Below are 17,807 nucleotides of genomic sequence, written 5' to 3'. Positions count from 1 at the left end.
CTGCTCTCCGTCATCCCGGAGCCGCGCAGCGGAGTCCGGGAACCAGAAACACAGGTGGGGCAGAATCCGACGCTGTCGCGGCTCTGGATTCCGGGCTCGCCTGCGGCGCCCCGGAATGACGGTGGCTCTCCTGTCCGCCAAGCTCTCGTCGTTCGGGGACGTCGCCCCCTCAATGCGCCGCGATGCGGCGGCTGGGCACGATGTCGTTGGCGATGACCTCGCCGAAGGGGCCGTTGTTGCGGGCGTTGCTGGGCGCGACGCCGGTGGTGGCCCGCAGGGGGAGCTTCGGGAAGACCAGCTCGGCGAAGCGGTAGGCCTCCTCCAGGTGCGGGTAGCCCGACAGGATGAAGCGGTCGATGCCGAGGTCGATGTATTCCTTCATGCGGTCGGCCACCTGATCGGCCGAACCGACCAGGGCGGTGCCGGCGCCGCCGCGCACCAGGCCGACGCCGGCCCAGAGGTTCGGCGACACTTCGAGCTTGGTGCGGTCGCCCCCGTGCAGGGCCATCATGCGGCTCTGCCCGACCGAATCCTGGCGCTTGAGCGTGGCCTGAGCCTTGGCGATGGTCTCGTCGTCGAGGCGCGAGATCAGGTTTTCGGCAGCGGCCCAGGCCTCGCCCTCGGTCTCGCGCACGATGACGTGCAGGCGGATGCCGTACGAGAAGGTCTTGCCCTTGCGGTCGGCCGCCTCGCGGGCCTTGGCGATCTTTTCCGCGACGCCGGCCGGAGGCTCGCCCCAGGTCAGGTAGACCTCGCAATGCTCGGCCGCGACCTCGATGCCGGCCGGCGACGAACCGCCGAAATAGAGCGGCGGGTAAGGCGTCTGCACGGGTGGGAAGATCACCCGGCCCTCCTCGACCTTGAGGTGCTTGCCCGCGTAGCTGACGGTCTCGCCCGACATCAGCCCGCGCCAGATGTGCAGGAACTCGTCGGTGACGACGTAGCGCTCGTCATGGTCGAGGAAGACGCCGTCGCCGCGCAGTTCGACGGGGTCGCCGCCCGTGACGACGTTGATCAGCAGGCGCCCGTCCGAGATCCGGTCGAGGGTCGCGGCCATGCGGGCGGCCATCGCCGGCTCCTGCAGGCCGGGGCGCACGGCGACGAGGAAGCGCAGGCGCTTGGTCAGGGGCGCCAGCGCCGAGGCCACCACCCAGGAATCCTCGCAGGAGCGACCGGTGGGCAGGAGCACGCCGTAATAGCCGAGCTCGTCCGCCGCCTGGGCGATCTGGCGGAGATAGGCGATCGAGACGTCGCGGGCGCCTTCCTGCGCACCGAGATAGCGGCCGTCGCCGTGGGTGGGGAGGAACCAGAGAACGTCGGTCTGTCCAGTCATGGGGGCTCTCGTGTGGTGGGAGGCGGCGGCGCTCAGGACGGCGCGCGCTCGGACAACAGGTGATCGAGGATGCGGCCTTCGAGAGCCGCGAGGTCGGCGTCGCCCCGGCGTCGGGGCCGGGGCACGTCGACCGTCACGTCGAGGGCGATGCGGCCGGCCTCCACCACCAGGATGCGGTCGGCCATCGCCACGGCCTCGGCGACGTCGTGGGTGACCAGGATGGCGGTGAAGCCCTGCGCCCGCCAGATCCGCTCGATCATCGCCTGCATGTCGATGCGGGTCAGGGCGTCGAGGGCGCCGAGCGGCTCGTCGAGGGCGAGCAATCCGGGACCGCTGACGAGAGCGCGGGCCAGGGCCACGCGCTGGCGCTGGCCGCCCGACAGGGTCGCGGGCCAGTTGCCGGCCTTCTCGGACAGGCCGACCTCGGCCAGGGCCGCTTCGGCCTTGGCGCGCCGCTCGGCCTTGCGCCCCCCCTCGCCGAGACCCACCGCCACGTTGTCGACGACGCGGGCCCAGGGCAGCAGGCGCGGCTCCTGGAACATGATGCGCTTCGAAGGCGTGCGCAGGGCCTCGGATTCGAGGGCGATGCGGCCGGCACTCGGCTGCTCCAGGCCGAGGATCAGCCGCAGCAGGGTGCTCTTGCCGCAGCCCGAACGCCCGACCACGGCGACGAACTGCCCGGCCGGGATGTGCAGGTCGAGCCCCTCGATCACCGTGTGGCCGTCGAAGTCCTTCCGCAAATCCCGGATCGTGACGCCGATGCCGGTGGCGGAGGCCTGCGGCGCGACCCGGGCCGGCGCCTTCGGGGCGGCGACCCCGCGCGGTTTCAGGTCGCGGATCGGCGTGTCCTCGCGAAGCTGGGAATCGTCAGGGACGCGAAGGGCGGTGGCGAGCATGGGGCGGACCGTCGAATGGGAGAAGGGGGTTTTGGGAGCGCCGCTGGCGTGAAGCGGCACGCCTCGAAGGTCTGGTCGAAGGTCTGGCGCTCTCTCCCGCTTGGTGGGGAGGAGAGGCGCCAACGGCGCATCACGCGTTCCGGTAGGCCGGGTTCCAGGCCAGGAACCGGCGCTCCAGCAGGCGGGTGACGCCGTCGGCAGCCTTGCCGAGGCCGGCGTAGATCACGATCGCCAGCACCACCACGTCGACCAGCATGAACTCGCGGGCCTGCATCGCCATGTAGCCGAGGCCGGACGAGGCCGAGATCGTCTCGGCGACGATCAGCGTCAGCCACATGATGCCGAGCGCGTAGCGCAGGCCGACGAAGATCGAGGGCAGCGCGCCGGGCAGGACCACGCGGGTGAACAGGGTGGCCGCCGACATGCCGTAGACCCGGCCCATCTCGACGAGTTGCGGGTCGACCGAGCGGATGCCGTGCAGGGTGTTGGCGTAGACGGGGAAGAACACCCCGATCGCCACGAGGAAGAGCTTGGCCTCCTCGTCGATGCCGAACCACAGGATCACCAGGGGGATCAGCGACAGGTGCGGGATGTTGCGGATCATCTGCAACGTCGTGTCGGTAAGGCGCTCGGACAGGCGCGACAGGCCGTTGGCGAGGCCGAGCGCGAAGCCGATGCCGCCGCCGATGAGGAAGCCTACCGCCGCACGGGCGAAGCTGATCGACAGGTTGGTCCAGAGTTCGCCGCTGCGCGCCGCCTGCCAGCCCGCCGCGACGACCCCCGAGGGGGCCGGCATGAACCGGGTCGAGACGAGGCCCGTGGAGGCGGCGACCTGCCAGCCGAGCAGGATCACGGCGGGCACGAGCCAGGGCGTCAGACGCTCGAGGGTGCGGGTGCCGAGAGAGGGAGTCATGGGTCAGCCCTTGCTTGCCGGAGGTGCCGGCGGCGTCCACACGGCGTCGCGCACGCGGATGGGGTTGGCGATGAGGCCCAGGGCCTGGAAGCGGTCGGCCACGCGTTGCTGGCCGGCGATCACGGCCTCGCTGAGCGGCGCGATGACGTAGACGCTGCGGTCGACGGCGCGCCGGGTCGCATCGAGGGGCACGCCGGTGCCCTTCGACAGCAGGGCGGCCACCTCCGGGCGATTCGCTTCGCACCAGGCCGCCACTTCAGCCAGGGCTGCGACCGCCGCCTGGACCACGGGGGCGTTGGCCTGCGTGAAGTCCCGGTTGCCGAGAAAGAAGTTGGTGGGCCTCTCGATCTCGGCGGCACTGGCCAGGATGCGGGTGCCGGGCTGGCGCTCGGCGATGGCGAAGTACGGGTCCCAGATCGCCCAGGCGTCCACGGCGCCGCGCGCGAAGGCCGCCGCCGCATCGGCGGGCGCCAGGGTCACGGGCTCGATGTCGCTGTAGGTCAGCCCCGCCGTCTCCAGGGCGCGGACGACGAGGTAGTGGGCGCTCGATCCCTTGGCGAAGGCGACGCGGCGGCCCTTGAGGTCGGCGAGCGTCGTCAACGGCGAGCCCTGCGGTACCAGGATCGCCTCGCCGGAGCCGCCGGCATCCTGCGCCGCGACGTACAGGAGGGTGTTGCCGGCGGCCTGGGCGAAGACCGGGGGCGGCGCGCCGGTCTGGCCGAAATCGATGGCGCCCATGCCGAGCGCTTCGAGCACCGGCGGCCCGAACGAGAATTCGGTCCAGCGCACCGTGACCCCGAGGGGTTTCAGCGCCCGCTCGATGGTGCCCTGCTGCTTGGCGACGACGAGGATGCCGTTCTTCTGGTAGCCGATGCGAAAGCTGCCGGCTTCTGCGGCGGCCGGCAGGATGACCGATCCGGGCATGGCGGCGGCCACGGCACCGGCGAGGAGGCTGCGTCGGGACAGCATTGCGGGCGCGCCCTCAACCAGCGCTGGCGAAGGCCGAGACCGGCGCATCGGCCTCCGGCGACGCGGCGCGGGCGGCCCGCGCCGTGAGGAGTTCCGCGAGCTGGTTCGCCGCGTCGCCGATGCGGGCCTTCACGCCGTCATCGACCAGGACGCCCTCGCGAAAATCGGCGTCCGAGCCGTAAACCGCGCTCGGGATGGTGTGGGCGCTGAAGAAGCCGAAGAGCGGACGCAGGGAATGCTCGACCACGAGGGCGTGGCGCGGGCCGCCGCCGGTTGCCGAGAGAATCACGGGCTTGCCCACCAAAGCCGCCGGATCGACGAAGTCGAACAGGTGCTTGAACAGGCCCGTATAGGCGCCCTTGTAGACCGGCGAGCCGACGATGAGCGCGTCGGCGCCCTCGATGGCCTCGACGATGCGGCGGGCCGGCAGCGGCAGCAGATCCCGCGACCAGGCGGCCCCGAGGCCGGTGCCGGCATCGACCATGTCGAACAGGCGGATGTCGGCCCGGACCTGGGCTCCGACCGCCTCGGCCAGCGCCTCGGCCAGAGCGCGGGTCTTCGACGGGCGCTGGAGATTGGCGGTGAAGCCGACGATGCGGGGCAGTGACAAGCGGGGCACAGACATGAGCTCACTCTCGTGGGCGACGCGCTCGGGCTCAACGATCCGATTGGCGCAGTCGAAAAGATCTGGCGTCGGGCTTTTCGGATGCATTGCGTCACCGCTCAAGACGAACGTTGGACGACAACGACTATTCCGAAGATCCTGGCTCAGCAGGGGGAGATATAGGCCCTGTGAAACCAACCGGTTTGTCGGTGTTTTCGCAGCGCCGTTCTGACGAAAACGTGCCCGTTGCGCGCCCGAGAATCAATGAAACGTTCTTTTGAATGCGTGATGCGCCGGAGAGGATCTCTCTGAGTCGCGACGGATCGGGAGATGAACGCGTTCGACACGCATTATCGTGCCGGAATCCTCATCCCTCGGGGTCTTCGCGCTCGGGGGCTTTGTCCTCGGGGTCACCGGGCCGAGATCTGCAGATCTCGGACCTCGGACCTCAGGCGACGGCGTCGGCCAGCGCGCCCTGCAGCACCAGCCGCTGGAAGGCGGCCAGGAGGTCGGAATCGAGCTTCGGCAGCATGCCCTGCATCACCGCATAGGCCTCGCCGTGGGGAAGCGGATCGCGGTACGGCCGCCGCTCGGTCAGGGCCGAATGGATGTCGCAGATCGTGACGAGGCGCACGAGGTCGGGGATCGCCGCCCCGGCGAGGCCGTCCGGATAGCCGCTGCCGTCCAGCATCTCGTGATGGGAGCGCACCACCTCGAGGGTCGCTGCGTCGAAGCCGCTTTGGGCACCCAGCAGGTCGGCGCCGAGCGCCGGATGGGTGCGCATCACCGCCATTTCCGCCGTGGTGAGGCGGCCGGGCTTGTTCAGGATCGCGAGGGGAATCTTGGCCTTGCCGACATCGTGCAGCAGGGCGGCGCGGGCGAGACGCTTCTGGTCGGCGCGGGCCAGCCTCAAGCCGGCCCCGAAGGCGGCGGCATAGCCCGCGACGCTGAGGGAGTGCTGATAGAGCTGCTGGTCATGGCCCTGGAGCACGTCGAGCCAGGTCCGGATGCCGGCCTCCGAGACGGCCTCCAGGATGAGGTCGGTTCCCGCATCGATCTCCTGCGGGTTCAGAGGCTGCCCGGCCTCGGCCGCCCGGAAGGCGTCGGCCACCAGGGCGACGGCGGCCCGCGCCCGCTCGGCGGTGGCGCGAACCTTCCGCCGCCGCGGTGCCTTCGCGGCCGGAGGGAGGATCATCTCGGCCGGCGCATCGGTGGGCGTATGGGCCGGCGTCTCGCCCGGCAACTTGGCCGGCAACTTGGCCGCCGCCTTGACCCCATTGCTCCGGCGCGCCGCCTGCCAGGTCCCGACGAGCCCGAACAGGGCGGCGAGCACCACGGTGCGGGGCGCGTTCGACGGGAGGGTCCGGGTGGCGGCGGCGGACCGGCCCACGCCGACCGGAGGGTGGTTGGTGAGCTGGAGGCTGGCGATGCGGGAGCCATGCAGCCGGGCGATCCAGGTGGCCGCCAGCATGGCATCCCCGCCGATGTCGACCACCGCCACGAGGGGAAGCACCGACGGCAGGGACTCGAACGGCTCGATGCAGCGGCAGGTCACCACGGTCTCGACGGCACGGCACAGCAGGGCCGCAAGTTGCGGTCTGTCCGAGACGATGAGAACGGAACTGTCCTGGGTCACGAGAGGGTCCGTCAACGGATGCGCGGTCCGGCTCCGTCGCCCGACGCGACACATGTGACATGAAATTATTATCGAACAATTCACGGCAAAGCAGCAGGCAATTCATCCGGCCGTCTACGCGATCTCTGCGGATCAGTGAGCCTTTTCGGGCCGCGAGAACCCGTTCTGAAACAGATCAGTTCGGGCGCAGAGCGCACAAAGCTTGCATAGGTTCGGCCCCGCACACGCGGTGAGCGAAGCAGAGCGCGGCCGCGCGTCGTCCGCTGGCGACCCGATCCGGGACAGCACGTCCGGCGCCCTGCTCAAGCGAACAACGTGCCATCCGGGGCCGTGCCAGGCACGGCGTGCCATCCGGGGCCGTGCCAGGCACGGCGTGCCATCCGGAGTCCTGACAGGCGTGGACTTTTCCCGCGCGGTCGCGCACCCCAGCGCCTCGGCGGGGCGCGGAGCGGAGGGCATCGATGATCCCGGGCGGATGGCGGTGACGGAGGGCGAGGCATGAACCGGCGCGAGGTGGTCGCCGCGGCGCTGGCGCGGCTCGCGCCACGCCTGCCCGATTTCGAGACCGAGGCGGTGATCGACCGCGCTCTGGCGAGCCCGGGCCTGCGCAATGCGCAGCCCGAGACCGCCGCCTGGCTCGCCCTGGTGGCCTATGGGCGCCACGTCTTCACCGAGTACGACACCCTGCTGGACGAGGGCTACGATCGCGACAGCGCCCGACACTTCGTCCTCGACGATCTCAATGCGGTGCTCGCCGAATGGGGGTCGCGCCGCCGGGTCTCCGAGGTGGAAACCGCGACGGAGGACGATCCCGAGGCCTGAGCGGCCGCGGCGCTCCGGTTCCGGGCCCGACCTCGGATGCAGGGTTGCGTCGCGCCGCCTTGCACCACGGCTGCCTGCGCGGCATCGTCCCGATCCGCCGGAGGAAACGTCTTCGCCCGGCCCCAAAGAGTTCAAGGATCACGGTTTCATGAAGATCAGCGCGCGCAACGTCCTCAAGGGCAAGGTCGTCTCGGTCGAGAAGGGTGCCACGACGGCACACGTGAAGATCGAGATCGCGGGCGGCCAGCTGGTGACCGCCTCGATCACAAACGAATCCGTTGACAGCCTGAAGCTGACCGTGGGCGGCGACGCCTATGCGGTGGTGAAGTCTTCCGACGTTCTGGTCGCGGTGGATTGAGGCCGATGCGCCGCATCGCCGCGATCGCGGTTTTCGCACTGGTCGCCAGCGCCGCGCAGGCGCAGCAGCCGCCCGCCGATCCGGCAGCCTGCACGCAGTTCGACTGGTCGCTCCTGCGCGAGCAGGCCTGGTTCTCGGCCGCGGGCCTGTCGCGAGTGGAATCCGGCGGCAGGCTGGCGGCAGCGATGCCGGCAGCTCTGCTCGGGCTGAAGCCTCTGGCGGAGGTCGCGTCGCCCTTCGCGCCGTCGCGGGAGGCGAAGCCCGGCACCTATGCGGGCGTGCTCCACCTCGATGCGCCGCTGGCGCCCGGTGCCTATCAGGTCACCCTGTCGGACCGGGCCTGGGTCGATGTGAGCCAGGACGGACACACCACCCGGCCGCCCACGGCGCATACGCAGCGGCACGGCTGCCCGATGCTGGCAAAGAGCGTGCGCTTCCAGCTCGGCACCGCCCCCATCACCCTGCTGGTGAGCAACGCCGCGGCGGACTCGATCCGCATCGCCGTCTCGCCGGTGGACTAGGCCGGGCTTCTCCGTCCTACCCGGGGGCGTTCGCGAACCTTCGCTGCGCGCCCTCGACGGGCCGAGCCCCGATCGACTAGCGTGGCGCCACGATCCAGGATTCACCCCGGGGGTCTCGACCTCGGCCTGGATCCTCGGCCTGATTCACGGCGCCCCGCTCGGTGGGGACGCGATTCCGGGAGCCTTCCGCTGACCCTCCGTCTCCGCCTCGCGACCCTCCTGCTCCTCGCCCCAATCCTCGGGCTGCCCCTGTGCGCCGAGGCCCAGGACCGGGGCAGCGTCAACCCGAAACCCCTGCCGCCACTGGCCAATCCGGACGCGCCGGACACCCCCGCCAAGGCCCTGTTCGGCCGCGCCACCACGCCCGCTCCCGGCCCCGCCGAGGCCTACGGCTCCTACGCCAAGGGCTGCTTCTCGGGCGGCGAGGCGCTGGCCGTCGACGGGCCGAACTGGCAGGTGATGCGCCTGTCGCGCAACCGGATGTGGGGCACCCCGCCGCTGGTGGAATTCCTGGAGCGGCTGGCCGCCAAGGCGCCCCGCATCGGCTGGAGCGGCCTCCTCGTCGGCGACATGTCCCAGCCGCGCGGCGGCCCGATGCTCACCGGCCACGCCTCGCACCAGCTCGGCCTCGACGCCGACATCTGGCTGACCCCGATGCCCGATCACCGCATGAGCCGGGCCGAACGCGAGGAGACCTCCGCCACCAACGTGGTCCGGGCCGACCGCCTCGACATCGATCCGCGGGTCTGGACTCCCGAGCACCTCAAGCTGATCCGGATGACCGCGCAGGAGCGCGAGGTGGCGCGCCTCTTCGTCAATCCGGCGATCAAGAAGGCCCTGTGCCGCGAGGCCGGCGGCGACCGGGCCTGGCTCTCGAAGGTGCGGCCGATGTACGGGCACAACTACCACTACCACATCCGCCTCGCCTGCCCGGCGGGCCAGGACCAGTGCGGCGACCAGGCCCCGCCGCCCTCCGGCGACGGCTGCGGCGAGGAGCTGGCCTACTGGTTCAGCGACGCGATCCTGAATCCGAAACCGGCGACGAAGCCGCCGCGCCCGAAGCCTCCGATGACCATGGCCGCCCTTCCCTCCGCCTGCCGGGCGGTGCTGAAGGCGCGCTGAGGACCCCTCCCGCCGCACCCATCTGGGGAGCGGCCAGCCGGACGACAGGACGCGAGATGGGCGAACGGATTACGATCAGCGCCGGCGACGGCACGCAGGCGGTCATCGACGTCGATGGCGCCGAGCCCGTGTCCTGGCAGGTGGCGGGACGCGAATACCTCTGGAGCGGCGATCCGCAGCACTGGAATCGCCACGCGCCGTGGCTGTTCCCGGTGGTCGGCGCCTCCTCGGGCGGCACCGTGCAGGTGGGCGACCAGGCCTACCCGATGCCGCAGCACGGCTTTGCCCGCGACCTGCCCTTCACGGTGATCGAGCGGGCCGCGGACAGCGTCGACCTGCGCCTGACCGACAGCGCCGAGACCCGCGCGCATTTCCCTTACGCCTTCCGCCTCGACATCACCGCCCGGGTCGGCCCCGGCCTGCTCGACTTCGAGATCTGGATCGAGAACACCGACACGGTACCCCTGCCCTACGGCCTCGGCTTCCACCCGGCCTTCCCGTGGCCCTTCGCCGGCGGCACCCGCGCGGCGGGCGGCGGCTACGCGGTCCGGTTCGAACACCCGGAACGTCCGTTCGTGCCGGAGGTGGGGGACGGCGGCCTCCTCCTGCGCGCGGAGCGGCCGATCCCGCTCGACGGCGACACTCTGCCCCTCGATCCGGCCCTCTTCACCGAGGCCCTGGTGTTCCGGGATGCGGCGAGCGCCTGGATGCGCTTCACCGGGCCCGACGGCGCGGCGATCCGCCTGGCAGTGTCGGACTTTCCCCATCTGGCGGTCTGGACCAAGCCGACGGCCCCGTTCCTCTCGCTCGAATGCTGGACCGGCCATGCCGACTGGGCGGGCTTCACCGGCGACCTCACGCGACGGGATTCGCAGCGGATGCTGGCCCCGGGCCAGCGCGCCCGCCACGGCGTCACCCTATCCTTCGAGCCCGAGAGCCGGGTATGACGAGGGCCGTCTCGACAGACGCTGGATCGGGCGAGGCGTTCTCAGCAGAGGCCTGGGCGCGCAACGCGGAGGCCTACGAGACCATCCGCACCATGCCGTTCAACGCCGAACTCGCCGCCGGCACCCTCACCCGCGCGCGCTTCATCCACTACATCGTGCAGGATGCACATTACCTCGTGGGCTTCGGCCGGGCGCTGGCCCTCGCCGCCGCCAAGGCGCCGGACCCGGACCGGATGGTGCAGTTCGCCCGCGCGGCCGAGACCGCGATCGTGGTGGAGCGCTCGCTGCACGGCGGCTTCTTCCGCGATTACGGCATCGACGCCACGACCTTCGCGGAGATACCGCTCTCGCCGCCCTGCGATCACTACGTGTCGTACCTCCTCGCCACCGCCTACGCGGAGCCCTACGAGGTGGTGCTCGGCGCCCTGCTGCCGTGCTTCTGGATCTATGCCGAGATCGGCCGGGACATCGTTGCGCGGGCTGGCGCCGACAACCCGTACCGGGCCTGGATCGACACCTATGCGGGCGAGGATTTCGCCGAGGCCGTCGCCGCCATGCTCGCCGCCACCGACGCGGCGGCCCGCGGCGCCTCGCCGGACGTCCGGGCGCGGATGCACCGGGCCTACCGCCAGGCCACCCGGCTCGAATACCTGTTCTGGGACGGCGCCTACCGGGATGCGGCCTGGCCGGTCTGACGCCGCCCCCCGGTGTCGTGATGCGCCCGGGTCGCCCGCTTACACCGCCCGCAGGCGTTCCCCGAGGGCGCCGACGCGCGGGCGGGTCTGGCTGCGGAAGCGGTCGCGGGCGGCCCGGGCGGCCTGCTCGACGCTGCGGAACACCGTGCCCTCGAGGGGCGCGAAGTCGCGGCTCGATGCGAAGAAGCGGACCCCGCCCGGCTCCGGCACGGCGATGCCGGCGGTGACCTCGCCGATCTCGATGATGCGGGTCGGCTCGGCATGGAGGCGGTTGCGGGCGCGGTCCGCCCGGTGGTCCGGGAAAGCGGGCGTGGCGTGCAGGCGGTTCAACGCCCGATCGGCGTCGGTCTGGGCATGCGGCATGACGGGAACTCCGGTGGCCGGCTTTGGGCCGGCAGGGACAGGATCGTGGGACGCGACGGAGAAGTCAGCGTCGACAACAACCGCGTTGGAACCGGGCGTTCTGTGGAGATCGGAGCGCAGTGCAGACAGTCACGGCAAGTCATCCTTGTTAAGAAGGACCACGAGGCGCGCGCGCATCGCGGTGCTTTAGCGTTTGATGACGCGGCGCAAGCTACACACTTCAAATCACCGCGGCCCGGCGACCCGATTGGGGGCCACCGAACGTCTTCAAGATGCTCATCCGGCGAGCTTTCGTCAACGGATCGATCTTTCGAATGCAGGGCGAAACGTGGCACAAACGGCCCCGCTCGACGCGCGGGGCGCGTGCTTCTTTCGCGGCGCGCCCGCACTCCGCGCGCCGGAGGCGTCAGGCGGCCGCGATGATGGCGGCAAGGTCCTGATAGTCGCGAAAGATCCGGGCGGCGCCGGCCCGGGTCAGGTCGGCCGCCGCCGGATCGTGGCTCCAGTGACCACCGCCACTGAAGCCGACGACGCGCATGCCGGCGGCGCGGGCGGCGGTGACGCCCGGAACGCTGTCCTCGATCACCAGACAGGCCTCCGGGGCGACGCCCATGGCGGCGGCGGCGTGGAGGAACAGATCGGGGGCCGGCTTGCCCCGCGCCACCAGGGTCGAGGAGAAGATCCGCCCCTCGAACAGGGGCAGCAGGCCGGTGAGTCCGAGGGAGTGGCGCAGGCGCACGGGGTCGCTGCTCGAAGCGACGCAGGACGGCAGGCCGAGTTCGGCCACTGCCGCCGCGACGCCCGCCACGGCGCGCAGCTCGGTGTCGAAGGCCCGCAGGGTATCCTCCTTCACCGCCTCGACGAAGCCTTCCGGCGCCGTGACTCCGTAATCGCGGGCGATGTGGCCCATGATGGAAACCATCGAGGTGCCGGCAAAGCGCGCCCGCACGGTCTCGACGTCGATGGGCACGCCGATGCGGTTGAGACCGGCAGTCAGGCGCCCGAGGCTGATCGGCTCGCTGTCGACGAGGACGCCGTCGCAATCGAAGATCACCAGCGCGAGGGCGGGTGCGGTCTCGCCGGGGGCGGGCACCGGATCGAGGAGGGGGGAGGCGTCGCGCATGGGCTTCGATCGGGTCTCGGGCTGCGGATGGGCCCCGCGCCGCGCGGCCCCGTGCCCGCATATGGCGCGATCGCGATCCCGCGCAAACCGCAGCGCCCGCCGCTCGGACGACGGTGGCTTGCGCACCGCGACGTGCCCTCCTACTCAGCCTCCGGGGCCGGCCCGGATGCCGGCGGTGCGATCGGGTGCGATGGTCCGTTTCCTCAGCCGCTTCCTCGGCCTCGTCTTCCTCGCGGCGGGCTTCGTCTGCCTCGTCTATGACGGCGCGCGCTCCATCGCGAACGACGCCGTGCGCGTCACCAGCGTCAGCGACCTCGCCTTCACCCTGTTCAAGGACCGGGCGAGCGCCCTGCAGGGCACGGTCGAGGGCGTCGCCCCCTGGTTGTGGAAGATCCTGGTTCTGCCGCTCACCCTGGCGCCCGCCGCCCTGGTCGGACTGGTGATCGGGGCCGTCCTGCTCTGGCTCGGCCAGCCGGCCCGCCAGCGGATCGGGTTTCTCAGCGGTCCGTGACGGCACTGCCTGACCGACGAAAGCCGCCCAGGGGTGCCATTTCGCACCTGATCAGGGCTCCGGCGGGGTCCGGCACGGTCAAGGCGCCATATTTTCAAGCGCTGTCCATCGTAGGGATCAGAACGAAGCGAGTGGCGGATCGCCAGGCCGTCAGGCCTGCGGACCGATCCGTCCTTCGGCTCCATGCGCTGAAATCTGTCGGGGATCGTCTGCCCTCATGTCCCGCATCCTTGTCGTTTCGACCCTCGCCGTTCTCCTCGGTGCCGCTCCGGTGCTGGCCCAGCCCGCGCCGGGCGCGCCCGTTCCACGGAACATCACGGCATCGGGCGTGACCAAGCCGCCGAGCGGCGGCGACCGGGGCGGCGCTCCCTACACCCGCGCCTCCACCGAGGCCGACATGGTGAAGGCCCAGCGCGCCTCGGCGGCTCGCGACAAGGCCTGGGACAACAAGATGCGCACCACCATGGGCTCGATCTGCAAGGGCTGCTGAGCCGCAGACCGGCGTGCGTCACGTCGGAACCGTGCCGTGATCCGCCTGGAGGGCGTCAGCAAGCGGTTCCCGGATGCCGGGCGCCCCGCCGTGGACAATCTCGACCTCGCGGTCGCCGAAGGCAGCGTCTGCGCCCTGATCGGCCCCTCGGGCTGCGGGAAATCCACCACTCTGCGCATGGTCAACCGGCTGGTGGAGCCGGATGCGGGCCGGGTCCTCGTCGCGGGCGTGGACGTGATGCAGGGCGATCCGGTCGCCCTGCGCCGACGCATCGGCTACGTGCTCCAGGGCGTCGGCCTGTTTCCCCATCGCAGCGTCGCCGACAACATCGCCACCGTGCCGGGCCTGCTCGGCTGGCCCCGCTCCCGGATCGCCGAGCGGGTCGATGCCATGCTCGATCTCGTGGGACTCGACCCGGCCGAGTATCGCCGGCGGCGCCCGCACGAGCTCTCCGGCGGCCAGCGCCAGCGCGTCGGCGTCGCCCGGGCGCTCGCGGCCGATCCGCCGGTCCTCCTCATGGACGAGCCCTTCGGGGCCGTGGACCCCGTCGCCCGCGACCGGCTCCAGGGTGAGATCGGCGCCATCCTGCGGCGCCTCGGCAAGACCGTGCTCCTCGTCACCCACGACATCGACGAGGCGATGCGGATGGGCGACCGGGTGGTGCTGATGCGCGCCGGCCGGATCGTCCAGGCCGACACCCCGGAGCGCCTCCTCGCCGCACCGGCCGATGCCTTCGTGGCCGGCTTCACCGGTCAGGACCGGGCGCTGCGCCGCCTCGCCCTGATCCCCGCCGGCACTCTGGCGCGCCCCGGTGCCGCCCCGGGCGCGCCCGCCCTCGACAAGGGCGCCTCGGTGCGCGAGGCGCTGTCCCTGCTGCTGGCCACGGGCGCCGACCGGCTCGACCTGACCGGCGACGGCGCGCAGGCCCATCTCACCTTGTCATCGATCCGGGACGAAGCGGCCCAGGCGGGAGACGCCGCAACGCGGGCGTAGACCCGCCTGCTTGCTGCGCGCCTGGAGACCTGTAGCCTGGAGACCTGCGGCTCGCAGACCTGTGGCTCGCAGACCTGCGGCTCGCAGACCTGCGGCTCGTGTGTCTACTTGCACTCGTCGCGGGCGCGCTTCATCGCCTCGGCGAAGCCCGCCAGGGCGTAATCGTCCTGGGTGGGATTGCCCCGCATCGAGGTGGTCTTGATCTGGAGCTTGGCCGTGCGCGTCATCTCGGTGACCACGCGGGTCTCCTCCGCCGGGTTCTGGAGCCAGGCGTTGTTGTCCTTGGTGACGAGGCCGTAGCGGGTGGCGCCGAGGATCAGGGTCGGGTCGGTGGGCGCCGGCCCCGCATTGGCCTTGGCCTGGCTGCTGGCAGGCTTGGCGGGGAAGCCCAGCATCACCGCGACCTCGTTGGCCACGTTCTCGGCTTTGCGCACGGTCACGAAGAGATAGGCCGTGTCGCGCTTCAGGGTCTTGGGCGAACGCGTCTGCGGCTGGGCGATGGCGTAGCAGACGCGGGTCTTGCCCTGGCCGTTGGCGAAGACGTTCCAGTCGCCGAAGATCGCGACCGGCGTGGCCTGCTGCATGCCCGGCGCCGTCAGGGGGGCCTTCTCGCGCCCGCGCCGGCCGCGCTTGCGGCTGGGCGCCTCGGACGCCTCGGGCGCGGCATCCTGCGCCAAAACCTGCGCCGCGCCGAGAAACCCGCCGGGCACGGCCGGCATCGGCAGGAGGGAGACCGGACCGGCCAGGACGATCGTGACGGCCCCGAGCCGGAGACCGCGCCGCAGAACTGGAAGCATGGAGGACCCTTCGGGACGGTGCCGGGCCGGGAGGCCCCGCCACGCGTCCGGACTTGCGGCGCGAAGGCACGCGGACTTCAGGAAACAGGACGATGGCGCCGCCCCCGCTCTGGGGCGCCGCCGGCACGCGTCAGGCGGCGTGCGGCTCCGCCGGCACGGCACTCGGAAAAGCGCTCGGCAGCGTCGCCATCACGGCTGCCGCGAGGCTCGAGACCGTGGTGCGAGCCGGTTCGGCGACGGGCGCGACGGCCTGAGCCTCCCCTTGGACCGGTCTTTGGACCGATACCTGGACTGGTCCTTGAACCGGTACTTGAACCGGTACCTGGACCCGCGGCAGCGCCCGGGGCTTCGGGTCGTTGTAGGGCGTGTTGTAGCACTTGCGCACCGAGGCCCAGAAGGCGGCCCGGTCGGCCTCGGGCAGCCGGCTCAGGGCCACGTCGATCAGGGCCGTGGCATCGGCCGCGAGGGCCGGGACATCATCCGGCGCAATCGCGCTTTCAGGGGTCATGGAAAGATCTCCGAAGGGCTCGGGTCAGGTCCTACACAGCATCACATAGCTAAGCCGTGAACGCACCTGCCCCAAGGCCGGTTCTTGCGGCCTATGCGTCCGCGAGGGCCGCGATCCAGCGTGCGGCCTGGGCGCGCACGTTGTCGGGGGCGGTGCCGCCGTAGCTGGTCCGGCTCGAGACCGAGTTCTCGACGCCCAGCACCGCGTAGACCGCCTCGGTGATGCGGGGCTCGGCGGACTGCATCTCGGCCAGCGACAGGTCTTCCAGGCCGACATTGCGGGCGGAGGCCGTGCCGACGAGGCGGCCCGTGACGTGGTGCGCTTCGCGGAACGGCAAGCCGAGTTCCCGCACCAGCCAGTCGGCGAGGTCGGTCGCGGTGGCGTAGCCGGAGCCGGCGGCGCGGGCGAGCACCGCGGCATTCGGTTCGAGGTCGCGCACCATGCCGGTCATGGCGGCCAGGCACAGCGAGAGGGCCTGGAGCGCGTCGAAGGTGCCCTCCTTGTCCTCCTGCATGTCCTTCGAATAGGCGAGCGGCAGTCCCTTCATCACGATCAGCAGTCCCGTGAGCGCACCGATGACGCGGCCGGACTTGGCCCGCACCAGCTCGGCCGCGTCCGGGTTGCGCTTCTGCGGCATGATCGACGAGCCGGTGGTGTAGCCATCGGACAGCCGGACGAAGTTGAACTGGGCCGAGGTCCAGACCACCAGCTCTTCGGCGAAGCGCGACAGGTGAACGGCGCAGATCGCCGCGGCGGAGAGCGATTCCAGGGCGAAGTCGCGGTCGGCGACGGAATCGAGGGAGTTCGCCGTCGGCCGGTCGAAGCCCAGCGCGGCGGCGGTGGCATGCCGGTCGATGGGGAACGAGGTGCCGGCCAGCGCCGCAGCACCCAGCGGGCACTCGTTCAGGCGGGCGCGGGCATCGCGGAACCGGCCGCGGTCGCGGGCCAGCATCTCGACATAGGCGAGGCAATGGTGGCCGAAGGTGACGGGCTGGGCCGATTGCAGATGGGTGAAGCCCGGCATCACCGTGGCGGCATGGGCCTGCGCCTTCTCGGCCAAGGCCTTCTGCAGGCCGGCGGCCTGGGCGTCCAGGCTGTCCAGGGTGTCGCGCACCCACAGCTTCATGTCGGTGGCGACCTGATCGTTGCGCGAGCGCGCGGTGTGCAGGCGCCCGGCCGCCGGGCCGACGATCTCGGTCAGCCGGCTCTCGACGGACATGTGGATGTCCTCGAGCTCGCGCTTGAACACGAAGCCCCCCGCCTCGATTTCGTCGCGCACGGCCTTGAGACCGTCCTCGATCGCAGCCACATCGGCGGGGGGGAGGATTCCCGCCTGTCCCAGCATCGCCACATGCGCCAGCGAGCCACGGATGTCCTGGGGCGCGAGGCGCTTGTCGAACCCGATGGAGGCGTTGATCTCCTCCATGATCTCGGCGGGGCCGCTCGCGAAGCGCCCGCCCCACATCCGGTTGCTCATGCTCTCACTGACCCTTCCAGCCCTTCGGCCCGTCCATCCGGGCAAGCAACGCCATTCGGGCAAGCAACGATGATGCCCGGCACCCGGGCGATGGTCGCCGGCGGAGCCGCCCTCGTCGCCATCCTCGGCGGATGGCTTGCCGTATACGGGACGGGCTCGACCGGCGGCAACTCCGCTGACCTTTCCGCAACCCCGTGCGCCGACGCATCCGCGACGGCGGCCCGGATCGCGCCGCTGGCCCGGGGCGAGGTCGCCGCGTTCGCGGTCGCACCCCGGCCGGTGCCGGCCCCCGCCCTCGCCTTCAAGGGGCCGGACGGGGCCGACGCCACCCTCGACGACCTGAAGGCCCTGCGCCTGGTGAACTTGTGGGCGACCTGGTGCGCGCCCTGCAAGGCCGAGATGCCGGCCCTCGACCGGCTTCAAGGCAAGCTCGGCGGTCCGGATTTCAGCGTGGTGGCGATCAATGTCGACACCCGCAACCTCGACGCGCCGCCGGCTTGGCTCAAGCAGAACGGCATCCGGCAACTCGCCTACTACGCCGATCCGGCCGGGCGGGTGCTGCCGGCCCTGCAGAAGGCCACCGGCTCCCTCGGCCTGCCGACCACCCTGCTGGTCGACGGACGCGGCTGCACCCTCGGGGTGATGAAGGGACCGGCGGAGTGGGACAGCCCCGACGGCGTCAGGCTGATCGAGGCCGCTCTCGGACGATCCTGACGCCAGGGCGCAATC

The 17,807-nt window shown here is 71.3% G+C and carries 21 protein-coding genes; 10 read left to right on the top strand and 11 right to left on the bottom strand.

Annotation, left to right across the window (positions count from 1 at the left end; translation table 11 throughout):
• Nucleotides 1–169: 169 nt before the first annotated feature.
• From ssuD to ACV7NL_RS05330, 6 genes are all read right to left on the bottom strand, one after another.
• Nucleotides 170–1,333, bottom strand: a complete 1,164-nt coding sequence (gene ssuD, locus ACV7NL_RS05355; protein ID WP_056480595.1) for an FMNH2-dependent alkanesulfonate monooxygenase — start codon at nt 1,331–1,333, stop codon at nt 170–172.
• A gap of 32 nt (nt 1,334–1,365) precedes the next feature.
• The gene (locus tag ACV7NL_RS05350; protein WP_463355119.1) at nt 1,366–2,229 is read right to left on the bottom strand and encodes an ATP-binding cassette domain-containing protein; all 864 of its coding nucleotides are present in this window, start codon (nt 2,227–2,229) and stop codon (nt 1,366–1,368) included.
• A 130-nt stretch (nt 2,230–2,359) separates the two neighbouring features.
• Complete coding sequence (gene ssuC, locus ACV7NL_RS05345; RefSeq protein ID WP_463355118.1) at nt 2,360–3,142, bottom strand: aliphatic sulfonate ABC transporter permease SsuC; 783 nt, start codon at nt 3,140–3,142, stop codon at nt 2,360–2,362.
• Nucleotides 3,143–3,145: 3 nt separating this feature from the next.
• On the bottom strand, nt 3,146–4,111 hold the full coding sequence (locus tag ACV7NL_RS05340) for an aliphatic sulfonate ABC transporter substrate-binding protein (protein ID WP_463355117.1): 966 nt from the start codon (nt 4,109–4,111) through the stop codon (nt 3,146–3,148).
• Between the two features lie 13 nt (nt 4,112–4,124).
• Nucleotides 4,125–4,736, bottom strand: coding sequence for an FMN reductase (gene msuE / locus ACV7NL_RS05335; protein WP_200935815.1), 612 nt, complete (start codon nt 4,734–4,736; stop codon nt 4,125–4,127).
• A 427-nt stretch (nt 4,737–5,163) separates the two neighbouring features.
• Nucleotides 5,164–6,351 (bottom strand): HD-GYP domain-containing protein, encoded by a 1,188-nt coding sequence (locus tag ACV7NL_RS05330; protein WP_244478402.1) that lies wholly within the window; start codon nt 6,349–6,351, stop codon nt 5,164–5,166.
• Between the two features lie 498 nt (nt 6,352–6,849).
• Between ACV7NL_RS05330 and ACV7NL_RS05325 the strand changes: the two genes are divergently transcribed.
• The 6 genes from ACV7NL_RS05325 to ACV7NL_RS05300 all read left to right on the top strand — a co-directional run bounded on the left by ACV7NL_RS05325 (nt 6,850) and on the right by ACV7NL_RS05300 (nt 10,816).
• On the top strand, nt 6,850–7,173 hold the full coding sequence (locus ACV7NL_RS05325; protein ID WP_056184739.1) for a DUF2293 domain-containing protein: 324 nt from the start codon (nt 6,850–6,852) through the stop codon (nt 7,171–7,173).
• Nucleotides 7,174–7,321: 148 nt separating this feature from the next.
• Nucleotides 7,322–7,531 (top strand): TOBE domain-containing protein, encoded by a 210-nt coding sequence (locus ACV7NL_RS05320; protein WP_056184741.1) that lies wholly within the window; start codon nt 7,322–7,324, stop codon nt 7,529–7,531.
• Nucleotides 7,532–7,536: 5 nt separating this feature from the next.
• On the top strand, nt 7,537–8,052 hold the full coding sequence (locus ACV7NL_RS05315) for a hypothetical protein (RefSeq protein ID WP_463355116.1): 516 nt from the start codon (nt 7,537–7,539) through the stop codon (nt 8,050–8,052).
• Between the two features lie 189 nt (nt 8,053–8,241).
• Complete coding sequence (mepA, locus tag ACV7NL_RS05310; protein WP_082507915.1) at nt 8,242–9,174, top strand: penicillin-insensitive murein endopeptidase; 933 nt, start codon at nt 8,242–8,244, stop codon at nt 9,172–9,174.
• A 56-nt stretch (nt 9,175–9,230) separates the two neighbouring features.
• Nucleotides 9,231–10,121, top strand: coding sequence for an aldose 1-epimerase family protein (locus ACV7NL_RS05305; RefSeq protein ID WP_463355115.1), 891 nt, complete (start codon nt 9,231–9,233; stop codon nt 10,119–10,121).
• Entirely contained in the window at nt 10,118–10,816 is a 699-nt protein-coding gene (locus ACV7NL_RS05300; protein ID WP_463355114.1) for a TenA family protein, read from the top strand. Before ACV7NL_RS05305 ends, ACV7NL_RS05300 begins: the two co-directional genes overlap by 4 nt.
• Before the next feature lie 39 nt (nt 10,817–10,855).
• Here the strand turns inward: ACV7NL_RS05300 and ACV7NL_RS05295 are convergent, their stop codons facing one another.
• Nucleotides 10,856–11,179 (bottom strand): hypothetical protein, encoded by a 324-nt coding sequence (locus tag ACV7NL_RS05295; RefSeq protein WP_463355113.1) that lies wholly within the window; start codon nt 11,177–11,179, stop codon nt 10,856–10,858.
• 406 nt (nt 11,180–11,585) lie between these two features.
• Nucleotides 11,586–12,302, bottom strand: a complete 717-nt coding sequence (locus ACV7NL_RS05290) for an HAD family hydrolase (RefSeq protein ID WP_463355112.1) — start codon at nt 12,300–12,302, stop codon at nt 11,586–11,588.
• Between the two features lie 190 nt (nt 12,303–12,492).
• Here ACV7NL_RS05290 and ACV7NL_RS05285 point away from each other — a divergent pair, with 190 nt between their 5' ends.
• The 3 genes from ACV7NL_RS05285 (at nt 12,493) to ACV7NL_RS05275 (ending at nt 14,296) form a co-directional block, all read left to right on the top strand.
• Entirely contained in the window at nt 12,493–12,813 is a 321-nt protein-coding gene (locus ACV7NL_RS05285; RefSeq protein WP_056184751.1) for a hypothetical protein, read from the top strand.
• A gap of 217 nt (nt 12,814–13,030) precedes the next feature.
• A complete protein-coding gene (locus ACV7NL_RS05280) occupies nt 13,031–13,303 on the top strand; it encodes a hypothetical protein (protein ID WP_056184753.1) in 273 nt (90 codons plus the stop codon).
• A gap of 36 nt (nt 13,304–13,339) precedes the next feature.
• On the top strand, nt 13,340–14,296 hold the full coding sequence (locus ACV7NL_RS05275; RefSeq protein WP_463355111.1) for an ABC transporter ATP-binding protein: 957 nt from the start codon (nt 13,340–13,342) through the stop codon (nt 14,294–14,296).
• A gap of 104 nt (nt 14,297–14,400) precedes the next feature.
• On the opposite strand, the gene ACV7NL_RS05270 is transcribed toward ACV7NL_RS05275, so the two are convergent.
• The 3 genes from ACV7NL_RS05270 to argH all read right to left on the bottom strand — a co-directional run bounded on the left by ACV7NL_RS05270 (nt 14,401) and on the right by argH (nt 17,078).
• Nucleotides 14,401–15,093, bottom strand: a complete 693-nt coding sequence (locus ACV7NL_RS05270) for an invasion associated locus b family protein (RefSeq protein ID WP_463355110.1) — start codon at nt 15,091–15,093, stop codon at nt 14,401–14,403.
• 130 nt (nt 15,094–15,223) lie between these two features.
• Nucleotides 15,224–15,601 carry a hypothetical protein gene (locus tag ACV7NL_RS05265; protein WP_463355109.1) on the bottom strand — a complete coding sequence of 126 codons (378 nt, stop codon included), beginning with the start codon at nt 15,599–15,601 and terminating at the stop codon, nt 15,224–15,226.
• Nucleotides 15,602–15,692: 91 nt separating this feature from the next.
• Nucleotides 15,693–17,078, bottom strand: coding sequence for an argininosuccinate lyase (argH, locus tag ACV7NL_RS05260; protein ID WP_056184759.1), 1,386 nt, complete (start codon nt 17,076–17,078; stop codon nt 15,693–15,695).
• A 72-nt stretch (nt 17,079–17,150) separates the two neighbouring features.
• Here argH and tlpA point away from each other — a divergent pair, with 72 nt between their 5' ends.
• Complete coding sequence (gene tlpA, locus ACV7NL_RS05255) at nt 17,151–17,792, top strand: thiol:disulfide interchange protein TlpA (protein ID WP_247636610.1); 642 nt, start codon at nt 17,151–17,153, stop codon at nt 17,790–17,792.
• Nucleotides 17,793–17,807: the final 15 nt, after the last annotated feature.

It is taken from the genome of Methylobacterium sp. Ger2507, assembly GCF_055231875.1.
The sequence above is the reverse complement of the archived record's forward strand: the minus strand, read 5'-3'. Positions and strand labels throughout refer to the sequence as shown.

Bases quoted from the DNA above. Each gene is read 5' to 3' on its own strand.
- ssuD (WP_056480595.1), bottom strand. From the start codon at position 1,333: ATGACTGGACAGACCGACGTTCTCTGGTTCCTCCCCACCCACGGCGAC.
- ACV7NL_RS05350 (WP_463355119.1), bottom strand. From the start codon at position 2,229: ATGCTCGCCACCGCCCTTCGCGTCCCTGACGATTCCCAGCTTCGCGAG.
- ssuC (WP_463355118.1), bottom strand. From the start codon at position 3,142: ATGACTCCCTCTCTCGGCACCCGCACCCTCGAGCGTCTGACGCCCTGG.
- ACV7NL_RS05340 (WP_463355117.1), bottom strand. From the start codon at position 4,111: ATGCTGTCCCGACGCAGCCTCCTCGCCGGTGCCGTGGCCGCCGCCATG.
- msuE (WP_200935815.1), bottom strand. From the start codon at position 4,736: ATGTCTGTGCCCCGCTTGTCACTGCCCCGCATCGTCGGCTTCACCGCC.
- ACV7NL_RS05325 (WP_056184739.1), top strand. From the start codon at position 6,850: ATGAACCGGCGCGAGGTGGTCGCCGCGGCGCTGGCGCGGCTCGCGCCA.
- ACV7NL_RS05320 (WP_056184741.1), top strand. From the start codon at position 7,322: ATGAAGATCAGCGCGCGCAACGTCCTCAAGGGCAAGGTCGTCTCGGTC.
- ACV7NL_RS05315 (WP_463355116.1), top strand. From the start codon at position 7,537: ATGCGCCGCATCGCCGCGATCGCGGTTTTCGCACTGGTCGCCAGCGCC.
- ACV7NL_RS05305 (WP_463355115.1), top strand. From the start codon at position 9,231: ATGGGCGAACGGATTACGATCAGCGCCGGCGACGGCACGCAGGCGGTC.
- ACV7NL_RS05300 (WP_463355114.1), top strand. From the start codon at position 10,118: ATGACGAGGGCCGTCTCGACAGACGCTGGATCGGGCGAGGCGTTCTCA.
- ACV7NL_RS05295 (WP_463355113.1), bottom strand. From the start codon at position 11,179: ATGCCGCATGCCCAGACCGACGCCGATCGGGCGTTGAACCGCCTGCAC.
- ACV7NL_RS05290 (WP_463355112.1), bottom strand. From the start codon at position 12,302: ATGCGCGACGCCTCCCCCCTCCTCGATCCGGTGCCCGCCCCCGGCGAG.
- ACV7NL_RS05285 (WP_056184751.1), top strand. From the start codon at position 12,493: ATGGTCCGTTTCCTCAGCCGCTTCCTCGGCCTCGTCTTCCTCGCGGCG.
- ACV7NL_RS05280 (WP_056184753.1), top strand. From the start codon at position 13,031: ATGTCCCGCATCCTTGTCGTTTCGACCCTCGCCGTTCTCCTCGGTGCC.
- ACV7NL_RS05270 (WP_463355110.1), bottom strand. From the start codon at position 15,093: ATGCTTCCAGTTCTGCGGCGCGGTCTCCGGCTCGGGGCCGTCACGATC.
- ACV7NL_RS05265 (WP_463355109.1), bottom strand. From the start codon at position 15,601: ATGACCCCTGAAAGCGCGATTGCGCCGGATGATGTCCCGGCCCTCGCG.
- argH (WP_056184759.1), bottom strand. From the start codon at position 17,078: ATGAGCAACCGGATGTGGGGCGGGCGCTTCGCGAGCGGCCCCGCCGAG.
- tlpA (WP_247636610.1), top strand. From the start codon at position 17,151: ATGCCCGGCACCCGGGCGATGGTCGCCGGCGGAGCCGCCCTCGTCGCC.